This is a genomic window from Cycloclasticus sp. PY97N, assembly GCF_002443175.1.
GTDB lineage: Bacteria > Pseudomonadota > Gammaproteobacteria > Methylococcales > Cycloclasticaceae > Cycloclasticus > Cycloclasticus pugetii.
The window spans coordinates 1,674,443-1,695,151 of sequence record NZ_CP023664.1 but is presented as its reverse complement, the minus strand read 5'-3'; the positions used below and the strand labels follow the sequence as shown (position 1 = coordinate 1,695,151).

Below are 20,709 nucleotides of genomic sequence, written 5' to 3'. Positions count from 1 at the left end.
ATTCAAATTAACTGCTAATGGGCGAGCTGAAAACATGGGTGTCAACCAGTTGAAAGGAAAACAATACGCAGGTCAGTATGTAGATGGTTTGGGTTAGGCGTTTATCTAGTGGTTTGGTTTTTTTACCATTAAAAATTATCGAAGATATAATGGACGTGAGTATTAATTAATCGAGAGGAGCCCAGTTGAATAACAGTCAAGAAGTATTGATGGCATTAAGGCGTGTAATTAGGGCAACTGACCTGCACTCTAAACACTTAGCGAAAACGACCGGCTTAACGGCACCTCAAATTTTGTTGCTGCAAACTATTCGAGATAAAGGCGAAGTGACCATTGGCGAACTTGCGAGTGAAATAAGTCTTAGTCAAGCAACGGTGACGACGATTTTAGATCGACTGGAAAAGCGTCAGCTGGTGTATCGTGAACGCTCTAAAGCAGATAAGCGAAAAGCGCATGCTTACCTTACAGAGCAAGCTATTGAGATTTTAAAAGACTCCCCAATTCCCCTGCAAGAACAGTTTGCGCGCCAGTTTGATCATTTGCATGAATGGGAACAAACGATGATTATCTCTTCTTTGCAGCGTGTTGCTCAGATGATGGATGCACAAGATATTGACGCTTCCCCTGTATTGGATCTTGGTGTTTTAGACCGTCAGGGAACAGCGATAACCCCATCTGACGTATAAGCAATAATGAGACTGCGGTTCCTGAGCTTTATTATTGAGTATTCTGCTGGGATAAATGATTGACGGCTTTGTTTTATTTTTCATTAAACGTTAATGTTTTTTATCGAGCTGCTTTAATTAATTTAAGAAATTAACTTTCTTTAGTGATTTTTGCTTGACCTTTAGTTCAGTCCGAATACAATAGCCACCTCAAAGCGCCTGTAGCTCAGCTGGATAGAGTACTCGGCTACGAACCGAGCGGTCGGGCGTTCGAATCGCTCCAGGCGCGCCATACATGAAACCCTCCTTTTGGAGGGTTTTTTTGTGCCTGCCGATTCAGTATGGGTGCTTTAATGCCTTCATTTTTTAAGGCAATATTTGTAAATAGGGCCTAACAGGTTGATATATAAAAATATTTTTACAGTTAATTCATTTTGTTTGGAATACAATATATAGTTAATATTAAAATTATTCACACACTATCTTGTGTTTCTATGGGCTTTCTTATAATCTATCTCTACAGGGAATAGGGAGCGCATCCCGAAAACATTTCATTAAGATAGATAGGGGAAATATGAGCACAGTCAACTTGAAAGTTATTAAAGAAAATCACGCTGAGATTGAGTTCCAATCGGCCTCGTTAGATATCTGGGATAAAAAATACTGTTTAAAAAAACAGGATGGCTCGCCCGTCGATAACAATATTGAAGAAACCTATGATCGTGTTGCAGCAGCAATTGCTGAGGTGGAAGAAAACGCAGATAAGAAAGAATATTGGCATGATCAATTTGTCTGGGCTCTAAAACATGGTGCGATTCCAGCAGGGCGTATTATTTCCAATGCAGGTGCTAGCGATTATAAACCAGCGACATCGACTATTAATTGTACTGTATCAGGCTCTATTTCTGATTCTATGGACGATATCTTAAGGAAAACACACGAAGCTGGTTTAACCCTTAAAGCGGGTTGTGGTATTGGTTACGAATTTTCAACGCTACGCCCTAAAGGTGCCTATGTATCCGGTGCAGGTGCTAATACCTCGGGTCCATTATCGTTCATGGATATTTTTGACAAAATGTGCTTTACCGTATCATCAGCGGGGGGGCGACGTGGAGCTCAAATGGCAACCTTTGATGTTGCTCATCCGGATGTGCGCGACTTTGTTCGTGTAAAGCGTGAAGATGGCCGCTTGCGTCAGTTTAATTTATCGTTGTTGATTACAGACGACTTTGTACAAGCAGTTAAAGACGATGCCGATTGGCCGTTAGTGTTTCCTTTGTCAGAAAAAGAATTGGCGTCAGGCGAGATTGATTTAAACGATAAAGACAAGGTGCTATGGCGTGAATGGCCTATTACCAAAGGCTACCAAGTAAATGATGTAGGCTTAGTTGCCTGTCGAATTTATAATCGAGTAAAAGCTCAACGCCTATGGGAAACTATTATGGCGTCTACTTATGATTATGCTGAACCTGGGTTTATTCTTATCGATAAAGTGAACGAAATGAATAATAACTGGTTTTGCGAAAATATTCGCGCAACTAATCCATGTGGTGAACAACCATTACCGGCCTATGGGTCTTGCTTGTTAGGGTCCATTAATTTAACTAAATTTGTATTAAACCCTTTCACCTCAAAAGCGTCTTTCGACTGGGAGAAGTTTCGTAAAACTGTCGGTATTTTCACCCGAATGCTGGATAACGTAGTAGAGATTAATGGCTTGCCTTTGGAAGGCCAACGTGAAGCAATTGAGCACAAGCGTCGCCATGGTATGGGCTTTTTAGGCTTAGGTTCAACCTTAACCATGATGGGTATTCCATATGGTGAAGATGCATCGGTTGAATTTACTGAAGAAGTCAGTAAGCAACTAGCGGTTACCGGTTGGGAAGCGGGTTTAGAACTGGCTAAAGAAAAAGGGCCTGCACCCATCATGGATGAGGACTTTGAAGTAACTGGAGATATGCTGCGTAAACGCCCAGAAATGTTGGACGATGGTTATCAGGTTGGCGATACAGTAAAAGGCCGTGTTTTACATGCAAAGTACAGTCGTTATATGCAACAAATAGCCTCTGTTGCGCCTGAGCTCGTGGAGCAACTTGCTGAAACGGGCGCGCGCTTTACTCACCATAGCTCTATCGCGCCAACAGGAACTATTTCTCTATCATTGGCCAATAATGCCAGTAATGGCATTGAACCAAGCTTTGCTCATCACTATGCACGTAATGTTATTCGTGAGGGGCGTAATGCGAAAGAAAAAGTTGATGTATTCTCATTTGAATTATTGGCGTACCGCACATTAATTAATGAAAAAGCCATGCCGTATTCAGAGCAGGCAGATGAAAAGCTACCCAGCTATTTTGTAACGGCAGAAACCATTACTCCAAAACAGCATGTGGATATACAAGCTGCAGCACAAAAATGGATTGATTCTTCTATTTCAAAAACCGCTAATGTGCCGACAGAATTTCCTTTTGAGGACTTTAAAGATATCTATCTTTATGCTCACGAAAAGGGGTTAAAGGGCTGTACAACGTTCCGCTTTAATCCAGATGTATTTCAAGGTGTACTGGTAAAAGACTCAGACCTAGAAAACACAACATATCGTTTTAAGCTTCAAGACGGCTCGACGTTAGAGGTAAAAGGTAACGAGATGGTTGAATATGAAGGTGAATCACATACCGCAGCGAACTTATACGATGCCTTAAAAGAAGGTTATTACGGTAAGTTTTAAGGTTGACGGCAGCGAACAGGAGAAAAAAATGACACACAAAATTACACAAGCCATCACCGGTTACGACGTTGTAAAAGACGATGAACCAAAAGTTGAAGAAGTCGCTCTTCAGAGTGAAGAGAAAAGCAATATCATCCAAATGCATGAAAGCCTAAAAAGGCCAGAAATGCTATTGGGTTCAACCTATAAAATTAAAACGCCGTTATCAGAGCATTCGCTATATATAACGATCAATGATTTGATATTAAACCCAGATACAGATCATGAGCAACGGCGTCCATTTGAGGTGTTCATCAATTCTAAAAACATGGATCACTTCCAGTGGATTGTTGCGCTAACAAGAATTATGTCTGCGGTGTTTAGAAAAGGTGGCGATATCACCTTCCTAGTAGAAGAACTACGTTCCGTATTTGACCCCAGTGGTGGTTACTTCAAAAAAGGCGGTAAGTTTATGCCATCACTTGTTGCAGAAATTGGAGACGTCGTCGAATCGCATTTAAAAATGATTGGAATGATCAAAACTGAAGAAATCAGTGAGCACCAACAAAAAATCATGGATGAGAAACGGGCTCAGTTTGAAGCAGAAAAACAGGTTAAATCCCCCGAGCATGAAACCACTAGCGAATTTCCAGCAGGCTCACAATTATGTACAAAGTGTAATGTGACCGCCTCCATCCAAATGGATGGCTGTATGACATGTTTGAATTGTGGTGATAGCAAATGTGGGTAGGATGAAATCAAGTTGGTTAACAGCTTGGTTACTGTGATCATTACAATAAACGATTTTAAGAAGCGTAAGTTGGCTGGATAAATAAACTCAATCTTATTGGATGATAGGCGTTAGTTAGCAGGCATTGGCAAGGCTAAAATAAAATACTTTTTTCCCTCAATGTAGGTCATGTTGGCCAAGTTACGGTGCTACAATTAGTAGGTTAGTGGCATATCTTTTACTAACGATTCTATTAAAAAAAGGGAGTTTTATAAATTGTTTAAACTAAAAAAATTAATCGTTGTATTAGTTAGTATCTACCTGTTCTCAATGTCATCTATAGTGTTTGCAGCAGCACACGGTCATGCTAAAGTCGGTAGCGGACCTAACCCATATAGAGATTGTGGTATTGGTGCGGCTATATTTCCTAATCACCACATAGCAGCGGCAACATCAAACGTTATTTGGGATTTAGGTTCTACGGCTGTTACGTCAGCAACAATGAGTCCTGAGACATGCTCAAATGTGCATGCTAAAACGGCTAAATTCATTATAGATAATTACGAGAATCTAATCGAAGATGTGGCTAAAGGAGAGGGTGAACACTTAGTTGCTGTTTTAGATATAGAGGGCTGTTCTTCAAGCCGACAAGCCGATGTTGTAACAATGATTCGTAGCAATATGGGTAGTAAGGTAGCATCAACAGAGTATTCACAAAAAGCAAGAATCGATAAAGCTGCTGATTATTATCATGCAGTTACATCAGCATCATCTAGTTGCTCAGTTTAAAGTTCTGAAAATTTAGTGGCGGGTTATCTCCGTCACTAAATTTATATATTAAGCCGTGTGTTCAGCAAGAAGCATGTTGTCAAAACTTGCACTTTTTTTTATTGTATTTTTCCCCGCAGCTTCATTTTCCAATACTGGTAAGTCTGATGTTGAACAGATAATAAATCATGCGAATGAATTAAGACTTAGTCAGCATCCAACATGGATAAAGCTCATGCATTATGAGCAAAGCTACAGTGGTTCAGTGAATTTTGTTAGTGCAATACACGATGATGCATTTTTTAATGCGGAAGATGGGGCGTTCAACCCGCACGCTGAACTTGAGGCAACAATTACAGCTTTTCAGAAGCCATTAGTTGATGAGCTTGTAGATAATCATGCGCAATGCAAGTTTCCAGCTCGTCTTCTTTGGTTGCAGCGCTCGTTAGGTGAAGTTGCAGCCGGCATCCAAACAATTTTCTGTCCAAAATATGATGAGTGGACACTAAGTAATTCAATAAAGACGATAAGTGTTGTCTATGCATCTGGTTTTTTAGAAAATCCTGCATCGTACTACGGACATATTTTATTAAAGCTTAATTCAAATAGGTCGAATGGAGCCGCGCGCTTGTTTGATCCAAGTGTTAATTATGGTGCGATTATTCCTCCTAATGAAGACCCCGTGACTTATATTTTGAAAGGAATATTTGGTGGCTATGACGGTGGGTTTAGCCAGACTGATTATTACTTCCATAACCGTAATTATGGTGAATTAGAGCTGCGGGATATTTGGGAATATGAAATAAATTTCGAGCAAAGAGAAGTTAACTTCATCGTAGCTCACGCGTGGGAAGTACTTGGTAAGCCCTATACATATTATTTCTTTAGAAAGAATTGTGCTTACCGTTTAGCTGAGCTTATTGAGATTATTGATGGGGTGTCTATCATGCCATCAAATCAATTTTTTACATTACCTCGAGCACTTCTTCAAAACATGTACCACAGTCAGATTCATGAAGAGCCATTGGTGCGTTCTGTTGATTTTCGACCATCAAGACAATCTAGGTTTTATAAAAAGTTTGATTCACTTATCTCTTCTGAGCGAAATGAAGTTAGAAAGATTATTGAGACTCGAGGGGCTGTTGATAGTGAGGCGTACGGTGCTTTGACGAATGACTCAAAGATTAGGGTGATAGATACAATATTAGATTATTATCAATTCGCAAAGTCTGCTGAGATTGTGACTAAAGAGGATGCAGATAACTTGCATCGTAAGGCCCTTGTTAAGCGATTTCAACTACCGCTAAGTAAGGATTCTGGTAATGAGCTTTCCTTAAATCCACCTCATACAGGGCGTAAATCTAGTTATGCTCAGGTTGGAGTAACATACAATGAATCTCTTGGTAATGGGTACTCGATACGAATTAGACCTGCTTACTATGATGTTCTAGATGCAGCATCTGGACATGTGCAAGATTCAGCTTTAACGATGGGGGAGATTGAGTTATTTACCCAATCTGGCGGATTACATATTAGCCATTTCGATTTTCTTAAAATTGAGAGTGTAAATACAGCCAGCACGAATTTACCTGGTGATAAAGGGAAGGCGTGGAAAGTAAAACTTGGTATTCAGCAACAAGATTTATCATGCTTTGACTGTTTAACGACGCGTTTAGAAGGGGATTATGGGTACGCCGTAAACTTAAATTCTCATGTATTAGTTAGCGCTTATCTTGGTGGTGGGATTCAGGGTAATCGTAAAGGAAGTGGTCATGCATTTATTAGAGCTTCAGCGTTCTCACATGTTAAATTTACTGATGGGTTAAATATGCGCTTAGGTGTTGAATTGCCAAAGCAAATTGACGGTTCGGGTGGACAGAAAAAGAAGTATGTCCTAGAACTCAGGCAAAGGTTGGGGATAAACTCTGATATACGATTCAAATACGAGGAAGATGAATCGAGGCAATTTGCTGTTAATTTAGGATATTATTTCTAATGTAAATTTATTTAGTTTAGAGAGTGTGATGATATCGCTTTGTCACTTCCTTAAATTAAATAACTAGGTTCAATAAATTGCTTAACCGCTTTAACAGCTGAAGAATGCGCCTAAAATTATTAGTGAGAAAATCCCTAAACTAGTTAATGCCGTTAGGGGTGTAACTGATGAAGTTGAAGTCCTAATTATAGTTATTTTAAAGGAATCTGTTGTCTTTTGGATAAAGTCGCACCTTATGGTGTAACCCACATGGTTACTGTTAAACGCTGGGATTGTGGTTGGAAAAAATGACCTATTTTCTGATGGACTACTGAAATAGGACATAACGTAAATTACAGCCCTGTTTTTTCTTGATTATTGTATTACAGGGAATTGTAGTCCTTATAAGTAAAGAAATTACCGGGAAATTTTAATTCCCTTAATAACTAGTTATGTATAGTCTAAAATGAAGTACTTTTTAACAACAGTAATTATATTGTTTAGCATTCTTGTGAATAGCTTCCTACTTGCCGGAACGCTTTTTTGGGGCACCATAGCTTGTTTGTATATAGATTTAGGGCTTCTTCTCAGCACCTATATAGTTTGCGTTATCTATTGGATGAAAAATACCTCTAGCGTAGTCAAAATAAAAACGCGGTGCTTGTTCATTGCTTATGTAGGGCTGGGTATATGCTTGCATGGTATATACATGGGTATAACTGGAAACCATTTCTATAAAGGAACGTTGTCCCAGACTCATGCAGTGAGAGTTTTATTGAATACACTTGGTGCTGAGTATGGTGCTTGGGCTCCAGCATCATTATTGCTGTTCACAGGAGCGGCTATGATATTCATAAGTGCCCGAAAACTTTTAATACATAACAAACATTTCAAAGCGGACGCGCAAAAAGCCGCGCGCCCTTTAAATTAAGCGTTATATGTAAAAATAATCCAATTTTCCCACGGAAACCAAAGGAGGTCGCTTTGACCAAACTTTTGAATTTCCCTTCTTCGCTCAACGACGGTAATCGTTGACGCTTAACCAAATGGGAATAAAAGGAAGCAATGCCAAAGTATCTATCCAATTTATGCTAATGGCCTAATGAGGACGATACACCACAGGTTATTACCGTAATATGTGGTTTCTTTTGTACTTAGAAATAAGGCAGGCTATTATAGGTTAAGCCTTGCTTTGCTCAGACCTCACCTTATAGTGAGACACCCTAGTTCAGCTCGCAAGTGAAGGTAATAGCCGCTTCCGCCTTTTATTTTTTAAAAATAGTTGTTTTACCCTCCTTATGTGTTAGAAACTCATATAACAAAAATATCAAGGCGACGCGATAAAGCCGCGCACCTTATATAAGGCGTTATATGGCATAGAAAGAATGGATAATTACGAATTGGAAAAAGCCGTTTGGAGTGAGCAGGACTTTCAGGTAATGGGTTGGCATGACGGGACTGTGTGGTCAATGACCGCAAACTCTGAAGACTTCGAATTTCTTCTTGATCTTGATTATATCTTTAAGTGGGTAGATCCAAAAGAAAATGAAACCTATTATAAATTCTGGGTATCACCAGTAACTATGGTATTCGAAAATGCACATGACGTTGTTATTGACATAGAGTCACAACAAGGAAATATAGAAATAGCTGAATTGGTAATGGAAGAACCTAGATTGTCACCTAATGGCAGATTTACACAACATACATATAGATTTGAGTGTCAAGAAGGTGCTATTTCAATTGTTGCTACTGGTTTCAAAATGTATGTGCGTCAAAATCCAAAATTAGTAGAAGTTCAAAGTCTTGGTTTAAATGAGCGGAATGGCATCAACTTTGGGAGAGAAATAAATGCCATATAACAAGTCGTTCAAAATGGACGGCGCAAAAAGACGCGCCGCCCTTTAACTCAGTCGTTAGGCACCTTAGAGCAATGGAAAGCGAAGAAAACAAACTATTTGCCCAAGCGGCCCATCCAATCAATTGGTATGAGGTCGCAAAATTGATCCATGAGAATGCTCATGCGCTGCATGATATGCCTCAAGGTATGGTCACATACAATGATGGCGCTAAGTCCATTACTAGACCGACGCCGAATAGGTCAGTTTTTTTACTTGCGGCGTTTGCTCTTGAGAACCTTATCAAAGCCTTTCTAATCTACGAAAATCCTAGTTACATAGAAGGTGGAAAATTATCTAACCAATTGCTAAACAGCCATAACTTAAGCAAACTCCAAAAAAAGTGTAAGAAAATACCGTCTCCAAAAAGAACTCGTCATGTCTTTGAAACATTGGAGGTTGGAGTCAACTCTTGGGCAAGGTATCCCTGTGCTACTGCTGTTTACCGAGAAACGGAAGAACGAACAGTAACGCCGGAATTCTGGAAGTGCTATAACAACGTATTCGAGCTCTATAGTAAAAAGCTTGAGCAACTTTTATCTAAAAAATGGAGAGGGCCTTATGGTGAACTTACATCGGTACAATTCCGATAAATTGCCTAACAAGGCTATCATAGGGACACTTTTTACTGCGCTCCGTTTTGGCATAGCTTCGCCATTTTTTGCCAAAACTCCACCAAATCAATAGGGTCAGACTCGATTGATTTTAAAAGGGGGCCAGTTTAAGTCCAAACGTTATGATTAAAAGGGCTTTATCATGGCGTAATTACTTTGTTGTGTTGTAATGGGTGAACCCCAGCACGCTTTCGTTCGTGGTAACAACGCTAAGCTCTTGGTTTCTTAGTCGCGTATTATGATCTAACCCACATCACTAGGGTGCGGGGTATAAGCTTCAACGGCCCAAAGATAACGTATTACTAATAAGTAAACTCAATATGACTTCGGTGATGAAGTATTAGGTACTACGACGGTATTTTATGTTTAGCTGCTTCTGCACTACAAAAGCTGTGGTCGTTATAGGCTTGATGTGTTTGGCGAGAGATTTTAAGCGTTTGTTTACGTGATTTAGTGCTAGAATTGGAAAACAACGAATAAAGTTGGCACTATATTTAAACGTTATTATTTGGCATAACTGTTGATGAAAAAAGTTGTTACATCGTTACTGATATTTTGTTTGATGGCCGCTCCGGCCGTGTCGATATCGGGTGCGTGTTCTAACATGGACAATGTTGATAATATTTCAACGGCCTTTAAGCATGCAAATAGCGGTGCGACTCATCAGCAACACCAGCAAGCATCTATGGTTAACGAGACTCATATGGGTTGTGAATGCCCTGATAATATAAATTGTGTCGGTCATGCATCTGCCTATGTGGCGACAAACAATGTAGTGCCTAACTCGTTGGGCTTGTCTTCCATTTTTATAACCTATAGCGCCATCGAAAGGCCTAATGAATCACTCTCGCCTGAAATAAAACCTCCCAGACCCTCTGCTTAAGACAGGGGGTTAATGCGCCTGTAGTTTAAGCAAAAAGCAACGCAGTAGAAGAGCTACACGTCTAGTTTTAGTTGTTTATCTTACCGGTTAAGAACCCTCAATACCCTTTGTTGATAACACAAAGTCAACGTTTGAAGAGATGAGGATAATATGGATTTATTGAGAAGGTGGGCACAATTAACTATATTGATAGCAATATTTAGCAACGCCCAAGCTGAAAATTCTGATGCGCTATCATTACAAACAGCGCTTGATCTAGCATTACGAAATAACCCGAGCCTAGCGGAAATAAGGGCACGGTCTGAGGCGATGGCTTATATTCCATCTCAAGTGGCAACATTACCTGATCCGGTGATCAGTTTTAATGCGCTGAACTTACCAACGGATAGTTTTGACGTAGGCCAAGAAAATATGACTCAGTTACAGGCTGGGTTCTCCCAACAGATTCCTTTTCCTGGTAAGTTGGCATTACGTGAACAGACGGCGACACATGAAGCACAAGCGGCTGCTCATACGGTTGTAGAAGCACGTTGGTTATTATTGCGTGATGTGAAACAAGCGTGGTGGAGTCTGTTGTACCTTGATCATGCATTAAAAATAATGGCTGCTAATCAACGTTTATTACAGCAGTTTGTGGATATTGCTCAATCTAAATATCAAGTGGGTCAAGGGTTGCAGCAAGACGTGTTGTTAGCACAGCTAGAATTGTCTAAATTGCTAGACAATACACTTAGCTTACAAGCCGCGCGTGATTCAGTTAGGGCACGTTTAAATAGCTTAATTGATCGTTCCTCAGACCAGCCGATAGTGTTGACAGTTATGCCTGATGAGCATTTGCCGACTCTAAAAAAAGAAGCTGAACTATTCGCGTTTGCTAATGGACATCGCGCCTTACTAGCAGTAAAGCGTGAATCTGTTAAGGCCGCTAAATCACAACGAGACTTAGCAGAAAAGGATTTTTACCCCGATTTTAATGTTGGTGCTTTTTATAGTGTGCGCGACGATATGCCCAATGGGCAAGAGCGTGCTGACTTGCTTAGTGTGCGGCTTAGTATGAATGTGCCAATTTTTACGGATCATAAACAGCAAAAAGCGGTTGATCAAAGGAACAAGGAAGTGCTGCAACAAAAGTTTTCCTTACGTGATGCAACGAATCGAGTACATAGCGAAATATCCACGGCCTATAGTCAATATCAAAAGAGTAGGCAACAAGTACTGTTATTTAAAACGGGCATTATTCCTCAAGCCAGACAAACGGTTGCATCCATGCTGGCGGGTTATCAGGTGGACAAGGTGGACTTTTTAAATTTAGTGCGAAGTCAGATTACGCTTTACAACTATGAAACCCAATACTGGAAAGCTTTAACAGAAGCCCAACAAGTGTTGGCACAATTAATTGCCGTTGTCGGCAAGGAAGAGATTTATGAGTAACAAGATATTATGGATAACTGCGCCTGCAATGCTGGCATTGGGACTGGGTTTAGGGTTTTGGTTTGCAAGTACGTCACAGACAAGTGCCCCGAGCACAATATCACCGAAAAAAAGTGATATTTTATTCTATCGTCACCCGATGAACCCCGAGATTACCTCACCTGTCCCTGCAAAAGGTGAAATGGGAATGGACTATACACCGGTGTATGCAGGCGATGAGCAAATGGATAAAGCACCGATAGGCACGGTTAAAATTGATGGGGTCACAACGCAAAATATTGGGGTAAGAACGACTAAGGCTAAAGAAGAGGCGATGTCACATACTGTTAGGGCTGTTGGCCGAGTGGATTATGACGAGCAGAACATGGTTAGGCTGCACCCTAAAATTGAGGGCTGGGTTGAAGACATGTACGTTGATAAAACCGGACAATGGGTTAAAAAGGATACTCAATTACTTAATATTTATTCGCCACAATTAGTTGCTAGCCAAGAAGAGTATTTATTGGCACTTAAAAATAATAAAGCCTTGGAAAAAAGTCCGATAGACACAATTCGTAAAGGCGCTGAACAGCTACTTAAAAGTTCACGTGAGCGACTTAAGCTCTTCGACTTTCCGGCTCATCAACTGTTGGAATTAGATAAAACCGGTCGGGTGAAAAAAAATATTCATATTCATAGCCCAGCTGAAGGGATTGTGATGAAAATAGGTGCGCGTAACGGTCAATTTGTCACCCCTCAAACAGAAATTTATATGATTGCAGACTTAAGGACGGTCTGGGTGTATGCGAATATTTATGAATATGAATTGCCGTGGATTAATGAAGGTGATCTTGTGGAAATGCAATTAGTGGGTATTCCAGGGCGCATTTTTAAAGGTCATTTAGCCTACATTTACCCATATGCAGAATCAGAAACAAGAACGATTAAAGTACGATTGGTGTTTGATAACCCTGAGTTATTACTAAAGCCGAATATGTTTGCTGATTTAACTATCCATGCAAACCCCCAGTCCAACGAAGTGGTAATTCCGACTGAAGCCGTGATTCGATCGGGTTCACGCAACCAGGTATTTGTGGTGCGTGATAAAGGAAAGTTTGAACCTAGACTAGTAACCTTAGGGTTAGAATCTAATGGCAAAATTGCTGTGTTAGAGGGGCTAAAAGCGGGCGAAGAGGTAGTTACGTCGGCTCAGTTTTTGATAGATTCTGAATCGAAATTACGTGAGGCCACGGCAAAAATGCTTGAGTCTATGTCGAGCGATAAACAAACAAGCAGCTCAAAAATGCAGATGCCGCAGGAGATAACGCATGATTAATGCAATTATCAACGGCTCGATTAAAAACCGATTCATGGTGTTAGTGGCCACGCTGATTGTTGCTGTGGCAGGCATTTGGAGTTATCAAAATACCTATTTGGACGCGATCCCCGACTTGTCCGATGTGCAAGTAATTATTTTTACCAAATACCCCGGTCAAGCGCCACAAGTGGTTGAAGATCAGGTGACTTATCCATTAACCACAGCAATGTTATCTGTTCCTCGGTCTAAAACAGTTCGTGGCTATTCCTTTTTTGGTTTTTCATTTGTCTATATTATTTTTGAAGATGGCACCGATATGTATTGGGCGCGTTCACGAGTGCTTGAATCGCTGAATTTTGTTAACAGTAAACTGCCTAATGGTGTAACGCCGACACTGGGCCCAGATGCGACCGGGGTGGGCTGGGTGTATGAATATGCCTTGGTGGATAAAAGCGGACAACATGATTTATCCCAATTAAGATCGATTCAAGACTGGTATTTACGCTACCCGTTACAAACGGTTGATGGTGTGTCTGAAGTTGCTTCGGTGGGTGGCTATGTCAAACAATATCAGGTTGAAGTTGATCCGAATGCATTGCAAGCCTATGGCATCTCGTTAAATAAAGTTAAACAAGCCATTAAACGTTCTAATAATGATGTGGGTGGGCGTTTAATTGAGCGTGCAGAAACAGAATATATGGTTCGTGGTTTAGGTTACATTCGATCGTTAGATGACCTGAATAGTATTCCTGTTGCTGTTGATAGTAATGGCACACCGATACGTTTAAAAGATATTGCTAATGTGCAAACAGGGCCTGAACTTAGGCGAGGCGTGGTTGAGTTGAACGGAGAGGGTGAAGTAGTCGGTGGTGTGGTTATTATGCGCTATGGTGAAAATGCATTATCAACCATTGAAGGGGTCAGAAAAAAATTAGACGAGCTAAAAAAAGGGCTCCCTGAAGGGGTAGAAATTGTGCCTGTATATGACCGTGGTCACCTTATCGAACGTGCAGTAGCAAGTCTTAATGAGGCTCTTCTCCAAGAATTGGCGGTTGTTAGTTTAGTGGTTATTTTATTCTTACTACATGTGCGCTCTGCCTTGGTCGCTATTATTACCCTGCCGATGGGAATTCTTATGGCGTTTATCGTGATGAAGTGGCAAGGCTTAAACGCTAATATTATGTCCTTAGGTGGTATTGCCATTACCATTGGTACGATGGTTGATGGTGCCATTGTAATGGTGGAAAACGCACATAAGCACCTAGCGCAAGCAACAAAAGAAAAAGGCGCTAAGCTAAGTGATAATGAACGCTGGACGACGATTGCAGCGGCTTCGCGTGATGTAGGGCCTGCGCTGTTCTTCTCCCTGCTTATTATTACCGTATCTTTTTTACCCATTTTTACCATGCAAGCGCAAGAAGGCCGTATGTTTAGCCCGTTAGCCTTTACCGCCTCTTACGCGATGGCAGCTGCCGCTATATTGGCAGTGACATTGGTGCCCGTAATGATGGGGTATTTCATCCGCGGTAAAGTAATATCAGAAAAGGAAAACCCTATTAACCGTGTGATGCACACCATGCATACACCAGCACTGAGATTAGCCATGCGGTGGCGAAAGGTAACGGTTTTATTAGCCTTGTGTTTAATCTTATTGACTGTATACCCATTTTCAAAATTAGGCAGTGAGTTTATGCCGCCATTAGATGAGGGGGACCTTTTATATATGCCGATTACCTTTCCGGGCATATCTATTACCAAGGCTAAAGAGGTACTTCAGCAAACGGATAAAATCTTAAAAACATTTCCAGAGGTGCACCACGTATTTGGCAAGGTAGGACGGGCCGAAACGGCAACCGATTCTGCGCCGCTCTCAATGATAGAAACAACTATTCGTTTAAAACCTAAAGAAGATTGGCCAGACCCGAATAAAACAACTCAGCAGTTAACTGCCGAAATGGACCGGGCAATCCAGTTTCCGGGGCTAACAAACGCTTGGACAATGCCGATTAAAACACGACTTGATATGTTATCGACGGGGATTAAAACACCGGTTGGAATAAAAGTCTCTGGTCCTGATTTAAACAAACTTCAGGTCTTATCTGGGCAGATTGAGCGTGCAATGAAAACGTTACCAGAAACTATTTCAGCGTTTGGTGATCGAGCTGTTGGAGGCTATTATTTAGACGTTGATATCAATCGAGCGACGGCTTCTCGTTATGGTTTAACGACCGGTGATGTGCAAGATGTCATACAAACTGCTATTGGTGGTATGAATGTTACTGAAACGGTAGAAGGCTTAGAGCGGTATCCCGTTAATGTGCGTTACCCAAGGGAGTTGCGTGATGATGTGGAAAATTTGAAACGAGTTCTGATTTCAACACCAACAGGCAGCCAAATTCCTTTAGTGCAGATAGCCGATTTAACGTATAGACGAGGCCCGCCGGTTATAAAAAGTGAAAACTCACGTCCCAATGCATGGGTCTATGTAGATATCAGCAGTTCTGATATTGGGGGTTTTGTTGATAAGGCCAAAAAAGTGTTGGCTGCGCAAGTAGACATACCTGCAGGTTATACGATTGTTTGGTCAGGGCAATTTGAATATATGGAACGAGCAGCGAAGCGATTGCAACTTGTTGTGCCAGCCACGTTAATGATTATTTTTATCCTGTTGTATCTAAACTTTCGTAATCTTTTAGAGCCGATTATTGTAATGCTTGCTTTGCCGTTTGCCGTTATCGGCGGTATTTGGATGTTGTATTTTAATGACTATAACTTATCGGTAGCGGTGTATGCGGGGTTTATCGCGTTAGCGGGTATGGCGGCTGAAATAGGCGTGTTAGTGTTAAGTTTTATTGATATGGAAATAGCTACACGGCGAACAAAAAGCACACAACCGCTAACACGAGGTGAACTTATACAAGCGTGTCAGCAGGCCACCTCAAAGCGTGTTCGCCCTGTAGTGATGACCGCGGTATCAACCATGGCGGGATTAATTCCTATTATGCTTAGCAGCGGTACTGGTTCGGACGTTACCCATCGTATTGCCGCCCCAATGTTAGGCGGTATGTTAACGGTCTTAATTTTGAATTTATTGGTATTGCCAGTGATTTATAGTTTTGTATTGCAGTACCAAGAGCAGAAGACGTGACACGCTGTTCAGTTTTAGTATTTAGGCATCAGGTGTCGGGGCATTTAGTTAAAATGTTCTATAAAGCAAGAATAATGTTATGTTACTGATCTATTAAGCTTTTTTATTAAAAAAGCGGTAGGGATAATCATGGCAAGCGAGTTTTTAGGATGAAACAAAGAAGCGTCACTATATGAGCAATGGAAGCACTTAAAGTATTACAAACAGCTTTGCATGGAATGCTCAACCCAGGTCTTGAGCTACTTCCTCAGTTGTTGGTATTAATTATTCTTCTTGTTATTGCCTACTTTTTTGTAAAGCTATTTAAAATAATTGCTAGGCGTATTTTGAGCCAAAGCAAAATGCATAAAAGTTTTATAGAGGTGAGCCAATCGTTGATGAAGTGGTGCGCTTGATAAAAAGTGCGCTTGATGACGCTAATATTGAAATTCCATTCTCGTATAGGACGTTGTCTTTGAGTGAAGAGTTAAACGTTGTTACGACGAATTTGGACTAGGCACTTTATACATACAAGCTAAGGAGAGCTTAAAATGATAGGCTGCGGTTTAAACGCGGTGTTAATAAAAAATTTATCATACCTAAGGCACGCTCCTTTCAATAAATAAACAAGGTTACTTATTAATGAATCATCATATGGCAGAATTATTAGCCTCGATCCTTATTGTTGGCATTGCATTACAGTGGATTGGTTGGCGTTTAAAAATCCCTGCGTTGATTCTACTTATTGCGGCTGGTTTTATTATGGGCCCAGTAACCGGCTGGCTTAACCCCAGTGAGGATTTTGGTGAGTTATTACAACCGATGATCGCGTTGAGTGTTGCGGTTATTTTATTTGAAGGTGGCTTAAGCCTACGCTGGCATGAATTAAAGCAGAATAGTCGTGTTATTTATCGTCTTATAACGTGGAGTGTTTTACTAACCTTTGCATTTGGTAGCTTGTCAGTTCACTATTTAATTGGTGTCTCTTGGCCTGTCTCATTAATATTTGGCGCTATTATTATAGTCACTGGGCCGACGGTAATAATGCCTTTGCTGAAACAAGCTAATCTTAAAAAAGGCCCGTCATCTTTATTGCGTTGGGAAGGTATAGTAAATGACCCGATTGGCGCATTATTGGTGGTGCTGATTTATGGTTATTATGTACGAACCGAAAATGAAACGCTTGCGCTGGGTGTTTTTATTGGGTTGGCCATTAGCCTTGTTGTCTCACTGGTTTTGAGTGTTAGCTTAGGGTTGTTTATTGCCCGTTCTTTTCGTAAAGGTCTTGTTCCTGAGTATCTGAAATCTCCATTAATATTGGTTGCGGTATTACTGGTATATACGTTGGCCAATAAAGTACAAAGTGAAGCGGGCTTATTAGCCACGACTATTTTGGGGATTACGCTGGCTAACCAAAACCTAAAGACTTTACATGAGCTAAAACGTTTTAAAGAATATGTCACCATTTTATTGGTTTCATCTACTTTTATTGTACTGACTGCGGATATTGACCCCGAAATAATAAAGCATCTGCAGTGGCAAAGTTGGTTAGTGTTAGCGCTGGTAATTTTCATTTTCCGGCCGCTTGCTGTTTATCTTTCAACTATAGGTACTGACATTAGTAAACAAGAAAGGGCGTTACTTGCTTGGATTGCTCCTCGTGGCATTGTTGCAGCGTCAGTTGCGGGTTTGTTTGGCTCAGAGTTAAGCAAAATAGGCTATGCGGATGCAGAGTTATTACTTCCCATGGTTTTTGCTTTGATTATTATGACGGTGCTCTTACATGGGTTGACTATTGGTTGGCTGGCTCGCAAGTTAAATTTAGCATCTATTCACCCAGACGGAATTATGATTGTCGGAGCCGCCGATTGGAGTACACGTTTAGCAGTTGAATTACAAAAAAATGACATTCCAGTAATGCTAATAGACACGCAATGGGCGCAGCTAGAATCTGCTAGGATGCAAAACATTCCCATTCATTATGGTGAGGTTTTATCCGAAAGAACAGAAGAGGTTCTAGAGCTTGCGCACTTTACCAAATTAGTTGCTGTAACACCCAATGAAGCCTACAACACGTTAATCTGTTCGCTTTTTGCGCCAGAACTTGGGAAACGAAATGTGTACGAACTGCGCTGGTCTAATGTTGATAAATTAAGCGATGAAAGTGTTAATAAGCCCAGTGAGGCGATCGGTGGGGATCGTTTGTTTATCGATGGGGTGGATGATGAGTATTTTAAAAAGACGTATGCTGAGGGGTGGACATTTAAAAGTACGCCACTAACGGAGGAATACACACTAGACGATTATTTAAACAGTAACCCGGAATCTACAAAATTAATTTGTTTAATCACGAAGGCGGGCTTTGTCAATTTTTATCCGTGGGATCAAAATATAGAACCAGAAGATATAGCTATTTTAATGAGTTATGTTCCACCACAAACAGATACTAAAAAGATAAACAGTGGCGAGAGATGAAAACACGAATTATTCATTTTTTTGAGGTTTTAAGTTCGAACTTTTGGGTGATCCCTTTACTCTTGCTAATAAGCGGAGCGGGGCTGGCTTTTCTTAACGTTTATTTAGATAAAACACTGTATGCCAGGCATATCGAATTGCCTGAGTTATATCTATACTTTAACAGTGCTTCAAATATTAGAACCTTATTGAGTGTTTCCGCTACGTCTATACTCGGTGTTGCAGGTGTTTCTTTTTCAATAACGATTGCCTCGTTGACACTTGCCTCACAACAATTTGGGCCGAGGTTACTAAGGAATTTCATGTCAGATAGGTTTAACCAATTAGTTCTTGGTTGTTTTATAGGTACCTTTCTTTATTGTATTTTGATGTTGCAATTTACGGGCTCTATGGAGCTTGATAAAACAACGCCATTTTTCTCCATGATGAGCTTGTTAACGATCCTCATTTTCAATTTATTGTTATTAGTATTTTTTATTCATCACATTGCTGTTGCTATACAAGCCGAGACCGTTATTACTGAAGTTAATAACGAATTGGTGACACAGATGAATTGCACATTTCCAAATAAGGCTGATAAAAATAGCCAGTCGATTCAACTCGATATACCTGATGATTTAACTAAAAAGTTTGAACAAAAAGGTGAGGATATATATTCAACGACATCGGGTTATTTACAAGCAATTGATACTGACAACTTAGTCAAATGCGCGACAGATAATGATTATGTTATTAAATTTATCATCAAACCTGGTGATTTTATTCTGACAAATAGCGTTATTGCCCATTGCTTAGCAAGCGACCAGATTGATGAGATAGAAAAAGACATCAATACTCATTTGTTAATCGGTAGTGAAGGAACGCCTGAGCAAGACCCAGAATTTGCTGTTCGGCAATTAGTAGAGGTTGCGGTAAGGGCTTTATCGCCAGGCATTAATGACCCTTTTACAGCTATTAGCTGTATTAAAAAATTGGGTGAAAATATTGCTTTTTTAATGCAGCGCCAATTCCCAACACAATATCATTTAGACGATAGTGGGCAGTTAAGGTTAGAGTTAAAGCCATTTACATTTAGAGGGATTGTCGATACATCATTCGACCAAATTCGTCAGCATGGTAAAAATGACATTGCGGTTGTAATCTGTTTATTACAAATGTTGAATAAGTTAATTCTACAATCTCAAACCAAAGAGCATATGGAGGCGCTGAAGGTTCAAGCTGAAGCCATTTCCTCAGTTAATACCGATGATGTCATTGCTCTAAAAGATAAGGAAGATATTAAAGAGTTATACGATGTGATTAATGTGTCGTTGAATACAAAAGAATCTACACTGCTAACTTAACCTTATTACACTATATTTCCTGCCCTTTATGCGTTTGGAAACCAGCTGGTGTCAATTTCAAAAAAACGATCGATAAAATTCAAGTCCTTCTTGAGCTTGTCCGGATCTAAGATGGTTATTTTTTTTCGATGGTTAAGGATTTTATTTTCTTGTTTTAATTGCGCAAATGCATTGCTGACACTGACATTTGTTAAGCCTAATGCGTCTGCAATAACATCTTGAGTTAACGGCATATTGAAGGTTGTAAATACCGTGTTATTGGTATGGATTTTTTGTCTTGAGTATAGCTCAAGCATGTAGTTTGCCACGCGGTTGACGGCGTTGTTCCTGGCTATCATGGTTATTCTGTCTAGTAAAATAGCTTCTTCTAACATGCCTAAGCTAAAAATGAGTGCGGTTAACCTTGGGGACTGGATAAAGACCTTATCAAGGTGCTTTTTTTGAAAAGGGCACAAGGTAACGTCTGTGGCAGTTGCAATGTCACCGAGTGTTTCGCACATGGCAATATCAGTAAGCCCGATAATATCACCAGGGTAATGAACACGTAGTACCTGTCGTCTGCCGTCCTGTAAGTCAGCATAACGATAGAGCCAGCCACGCTTTAATATAAACAAATTGTTTTTTTGTTGTTGTAAATTAAGCGTTCTACGGGCTTTGTAATTAACCTCTTGTTTTTCAAGTTCTAAAACTAGATTTTCATCATCTTCACTGATGTCTAGGTAGTAACGTAGTCGTGAAACTAAACAACTCATGATGGCCTGCTTGTTTTTGAGTGAGGTGTTGTTTAACGTTTAAT

Annotated in this window: 15 protein-coding genes and 1 tRNA gene; 15 read left to right on the top strand and 1 reads right to left on the bottom strand. The window is 40.3% G+C overall.

The features are described 5' to 3' along the window. The first annotated feature begins 185 nt into the window (after positions 1 to 185). The 15 genes from CPC19_RS08265 (at position 186) to CPC19_RS08190 (ending at position 19,913) form a co-directional block, all read left to right on the top strand. Entirely contained in the window at positions 186 to 686 is a 501-nt protein-coding gene (locus tag CPC19_RS08265) for a MarR family winged helix-turn-helix transcriptional regulator (RefSeq protein ID WP_015005704.1), read from the top strand. Positions 687 to 880: 194 nt separating this feature from the next. Then, positions 881 to 957: transfer RNA gene (locus CPC19_RS08260), tRNA-Arg, on the top strand. Positions 958 to 1,239: 282 nt separating this feature from the next. Then, a complete protein-coding gene (locus CPC19_RS08255; RefSeq protein ID WP_016389517.1) occupies positions 1,240 to 3,393 on the top strand; it encodes an adenosylcobalamin-dependent ribonucleoside-diphosphate reductase in 2,154 nt (717 codons plus the stop codon). 28 nt (positions 3,394 to 3,421) lie between these two features. After that, positions 3,422 to 4,123 (top strand): ribonucleotide reductase subunit alpha, encoded by a 702-nt coding sequence (locus CPC19_RS08250; RefSeq protein WP_015005706.1) that lies wholly within the window; start codon positions 3,422 to 3,424, stop codon positions 4,121 to 4,123. 255 nt (positions 4,124 to 4,378) lie between these two features. Continuing rightward, entirely contained in the window at positions 4,379 to 4,891 is a 513-nt protein-coding gene (locus CPC19_RS08245; protein WP_016389515.1) for a DUF3015 family protein, read from the top strand. 73 nt (positions 4,892 to 4,964) lie between these two features. Then, complete coding sequence (locus CPC19_RS08240) at positions 4,965 to 6,866, top strand: DUF4105 domain-containing protein (protein WP_016389514.1); 1,902 nt, start codon at positions 4,965 to 4,967, stop codon at positions 6,864 to 6,866. Positions 6,867 to 8,230: 1,364 nt separating this feature from the next. Beyond that, positions 8,231 to 8,707, top strand: a complete 477-nt coding sequence (locus CPC19_RS08230; protein WP_016389511.1) for a hypothetical protein — start codon at positions 8,231 to 8,233, stop codon at positions 8,705 to 8,707. 71 nt (positions 8,708 to 8,778) lie between these two features. Further along, positions 8,779 to 9,336, top strand: coding sequence for a hypothetical protein (locus CPC19_RS08225; RefSeq protein WP_016389510.1), 558 nt, complete (start codon positions 8,779 to 8,781; stop codon positions 9,334 to 9,336). 544 nt (positions 9,337 to 9,880) lie between these two features. Beyond that, a complete protein-coding gene (locus tag CPC19_RS08220; protein WP_016389508.1) occupies positions 9,881 to 10,240 on the top strand; it encodes a hypothetical protein in 360 nt (119 codons plus the stop codon). Between the two features lie 150 nt (positions 10,241 to 10,390). Next, a complete protein-coding gene (locus CPC19_RS08215) occupies positions 10,391 to 11,671 on the top strand; it encodes a TolC family protein (RefSeq protein WP_015005716.1) in 1,281 nt (426 codons plus the stop codon). Next, entirely contained in the window at positions 11,664 to 12,986 is a 1,323-nt protein-coding gene (locus CPC19_RS08210; RefSeq protein ID WP_016389506.1) for an efflux RND transporter periplasmic adaptor subunit, read from the top strand. The genes CPC19_RS08215 and CPC19_RS08210 overlap by 8 nt, the downstream gene beginning before the upstream one ends. Continuing rightward, on the top strand, positions 12,979 to 16,116 hold the full coding sequence (locus tag CPC19_RS08205) for an efflux RND transporter permease subunit (RefSeq protein ID WP_016389504.1): 3,138 nt from the start codon (positions 12,979 to 12,981) through the stop codon (positions 16,114 to 16,116). The genes CPC19_RS08210 and CPC19_RS08205 overlap by 8 nt, the downstream gene beginning before the upstream one ends. A gap of 179 nt (positions 16,117 to 16,295) precedes the next feature. Next, on the top strand, positions 16,296 to 16,511 hold the full coding sequence (locus CPC19_RS08200; RefSeq protein WP_016389502.1) for a hypothetical protein: 216 nt from the start codon (positions 16,296 to 16,298) through the stop codon (positions 16,509 to 16,511). Positions 16,512 to 16,737: 226 nt separating this feature from the next. Beyond that, a complete protein-coding gene (locus CPC19_RS08195; RefSeq protein ID WP_016389500.1) occupies positions 16,738 to 18,570 on the top strand; it encodes a sodium:proton antiporter in 1,833 nt (610 codons plus the stop codon). Continuing rightward, positions 18,567 to 19,913: a DUF2254 domain-containing protein gene (locus CPC19_RS08190; protein ID WP_016389499.1), complete on the top strand. Its 1,347-nt coding sequence runs from the start codon at positions 18,567 to 18,569 to the stop codon at positions 19,911 to 19,913. Before CPC19_RS08195 ends, CPC19_RS08190 begins: the two co-directional genes overlap by 4 nt. Positions 19,914 to 19,939: 26 nt before the next feature. On the opposite strand, the gene CPC19_RS08185 is transcribed toward CPC19_RS08190, so the two are convergent. Beyond that, positions 19,940 to 20,665, bottom strand: coding sequence for a Crp/Fnr family transcriptional regulator (locus CPC19_RS08185; RefSeq protein WP_016389498.1), 726 nt, complete (start codon positions 20,663 to 20,665; stop codon positions 19,940 to 19,942). Positions 20,666 to 20,709 lie beyond the last annotated feature (44 nt).

Bases quoted from the DNA above. Each gene is read 5' to 3' on its own strand.
- CPC19_RS08215 (WP_015005716.1), top strand. From the start codon at position 10,391: ATGGATTTATTGAGAAGGTGGGCACAATTAACTATATTGATAGCAATA.
- CPC19_RS08220 (WP_016389508.1), top strand. From the start codon at position 9,881: ATGAAAAAAGTTGTTACATCGTTACTGATATTTTGTTTGATGGCCGCT.
- CPC19_RS08205 (WP_016389504.1), top strand. From the start codon at position 12,979: ATGATTAATGCAATTATCAACGGCTCGATTAAAAACCGATTCATGGTG.
- CPC19_RS08255 (WP_016389517.1), top strand. From the start codon at position 1,240: ATGAGCACAGTCAACTTGAAAGTTATTAAAGAAAATCACGCTGAGATT.
- CPC19_RS08230 (WP_016389511.1), top strand. From the start codon at position 8,231: ATGGATAATTACGAATTGGAAAAAGCCGTTTGGAGTGAGCAGGACTTT.
- CPC19_RS08185 (WP_016389498.1), bottom strand. From the start codon at position 20,665: ATGAGTTGTTTAGTTTCACGACTACGTTACTACCTAGACATCAGTGAA.
- CPC19_RS08240 (WP_016389514.1), top strand. From the start codon at position 4,965: ATGTTGTCAAAACTTGCACTTTTTTTTATTGTATTTTTCCCCGCAGCT.
- CPC19_RS08195 (WP_016389500.1), top strand. From the start codon at position 16,738: ATGAATCATCATATGGCAGAATTATTAGCCTCGATCCTTATTGTTGGC.
- CPC19_RS08200 (WP_016389502.1), top strand. From the start codon at position 16,296: ATGGAAGCACTTAAAGTATTACAAACAGCTTTGCATGGAATGCTCAAC.
- CPC19_RS08190 (WP_016389499.1), top strand. From the start codon at position 18,567: ATGAAAACACGAATTATTCATTTTTTTGAGGTTTTAAGTTCGAACTTT.
- CPC19_RS08225 (WP_016389510.1), top strand. From the start codon at position 8,779: ATGGAAAGCGAAGAAAACAAACTATTTGCCCAAGCGGCCCATCCAATC.
- CPC19_RS08210 (WP_016389506.1), top strand. From the start codon at position 11,664: ATGAGTAACAAGATATTATGGATAACTGCGCCTGCAATGCTGGCATTG.
- CPC19_RS08250 (WP_015005706.1), top strand. From the start codon at position 3,422: ATGACACACAAAATTACACAAGCCATCACCGGTTACGACGTTGTAAAA.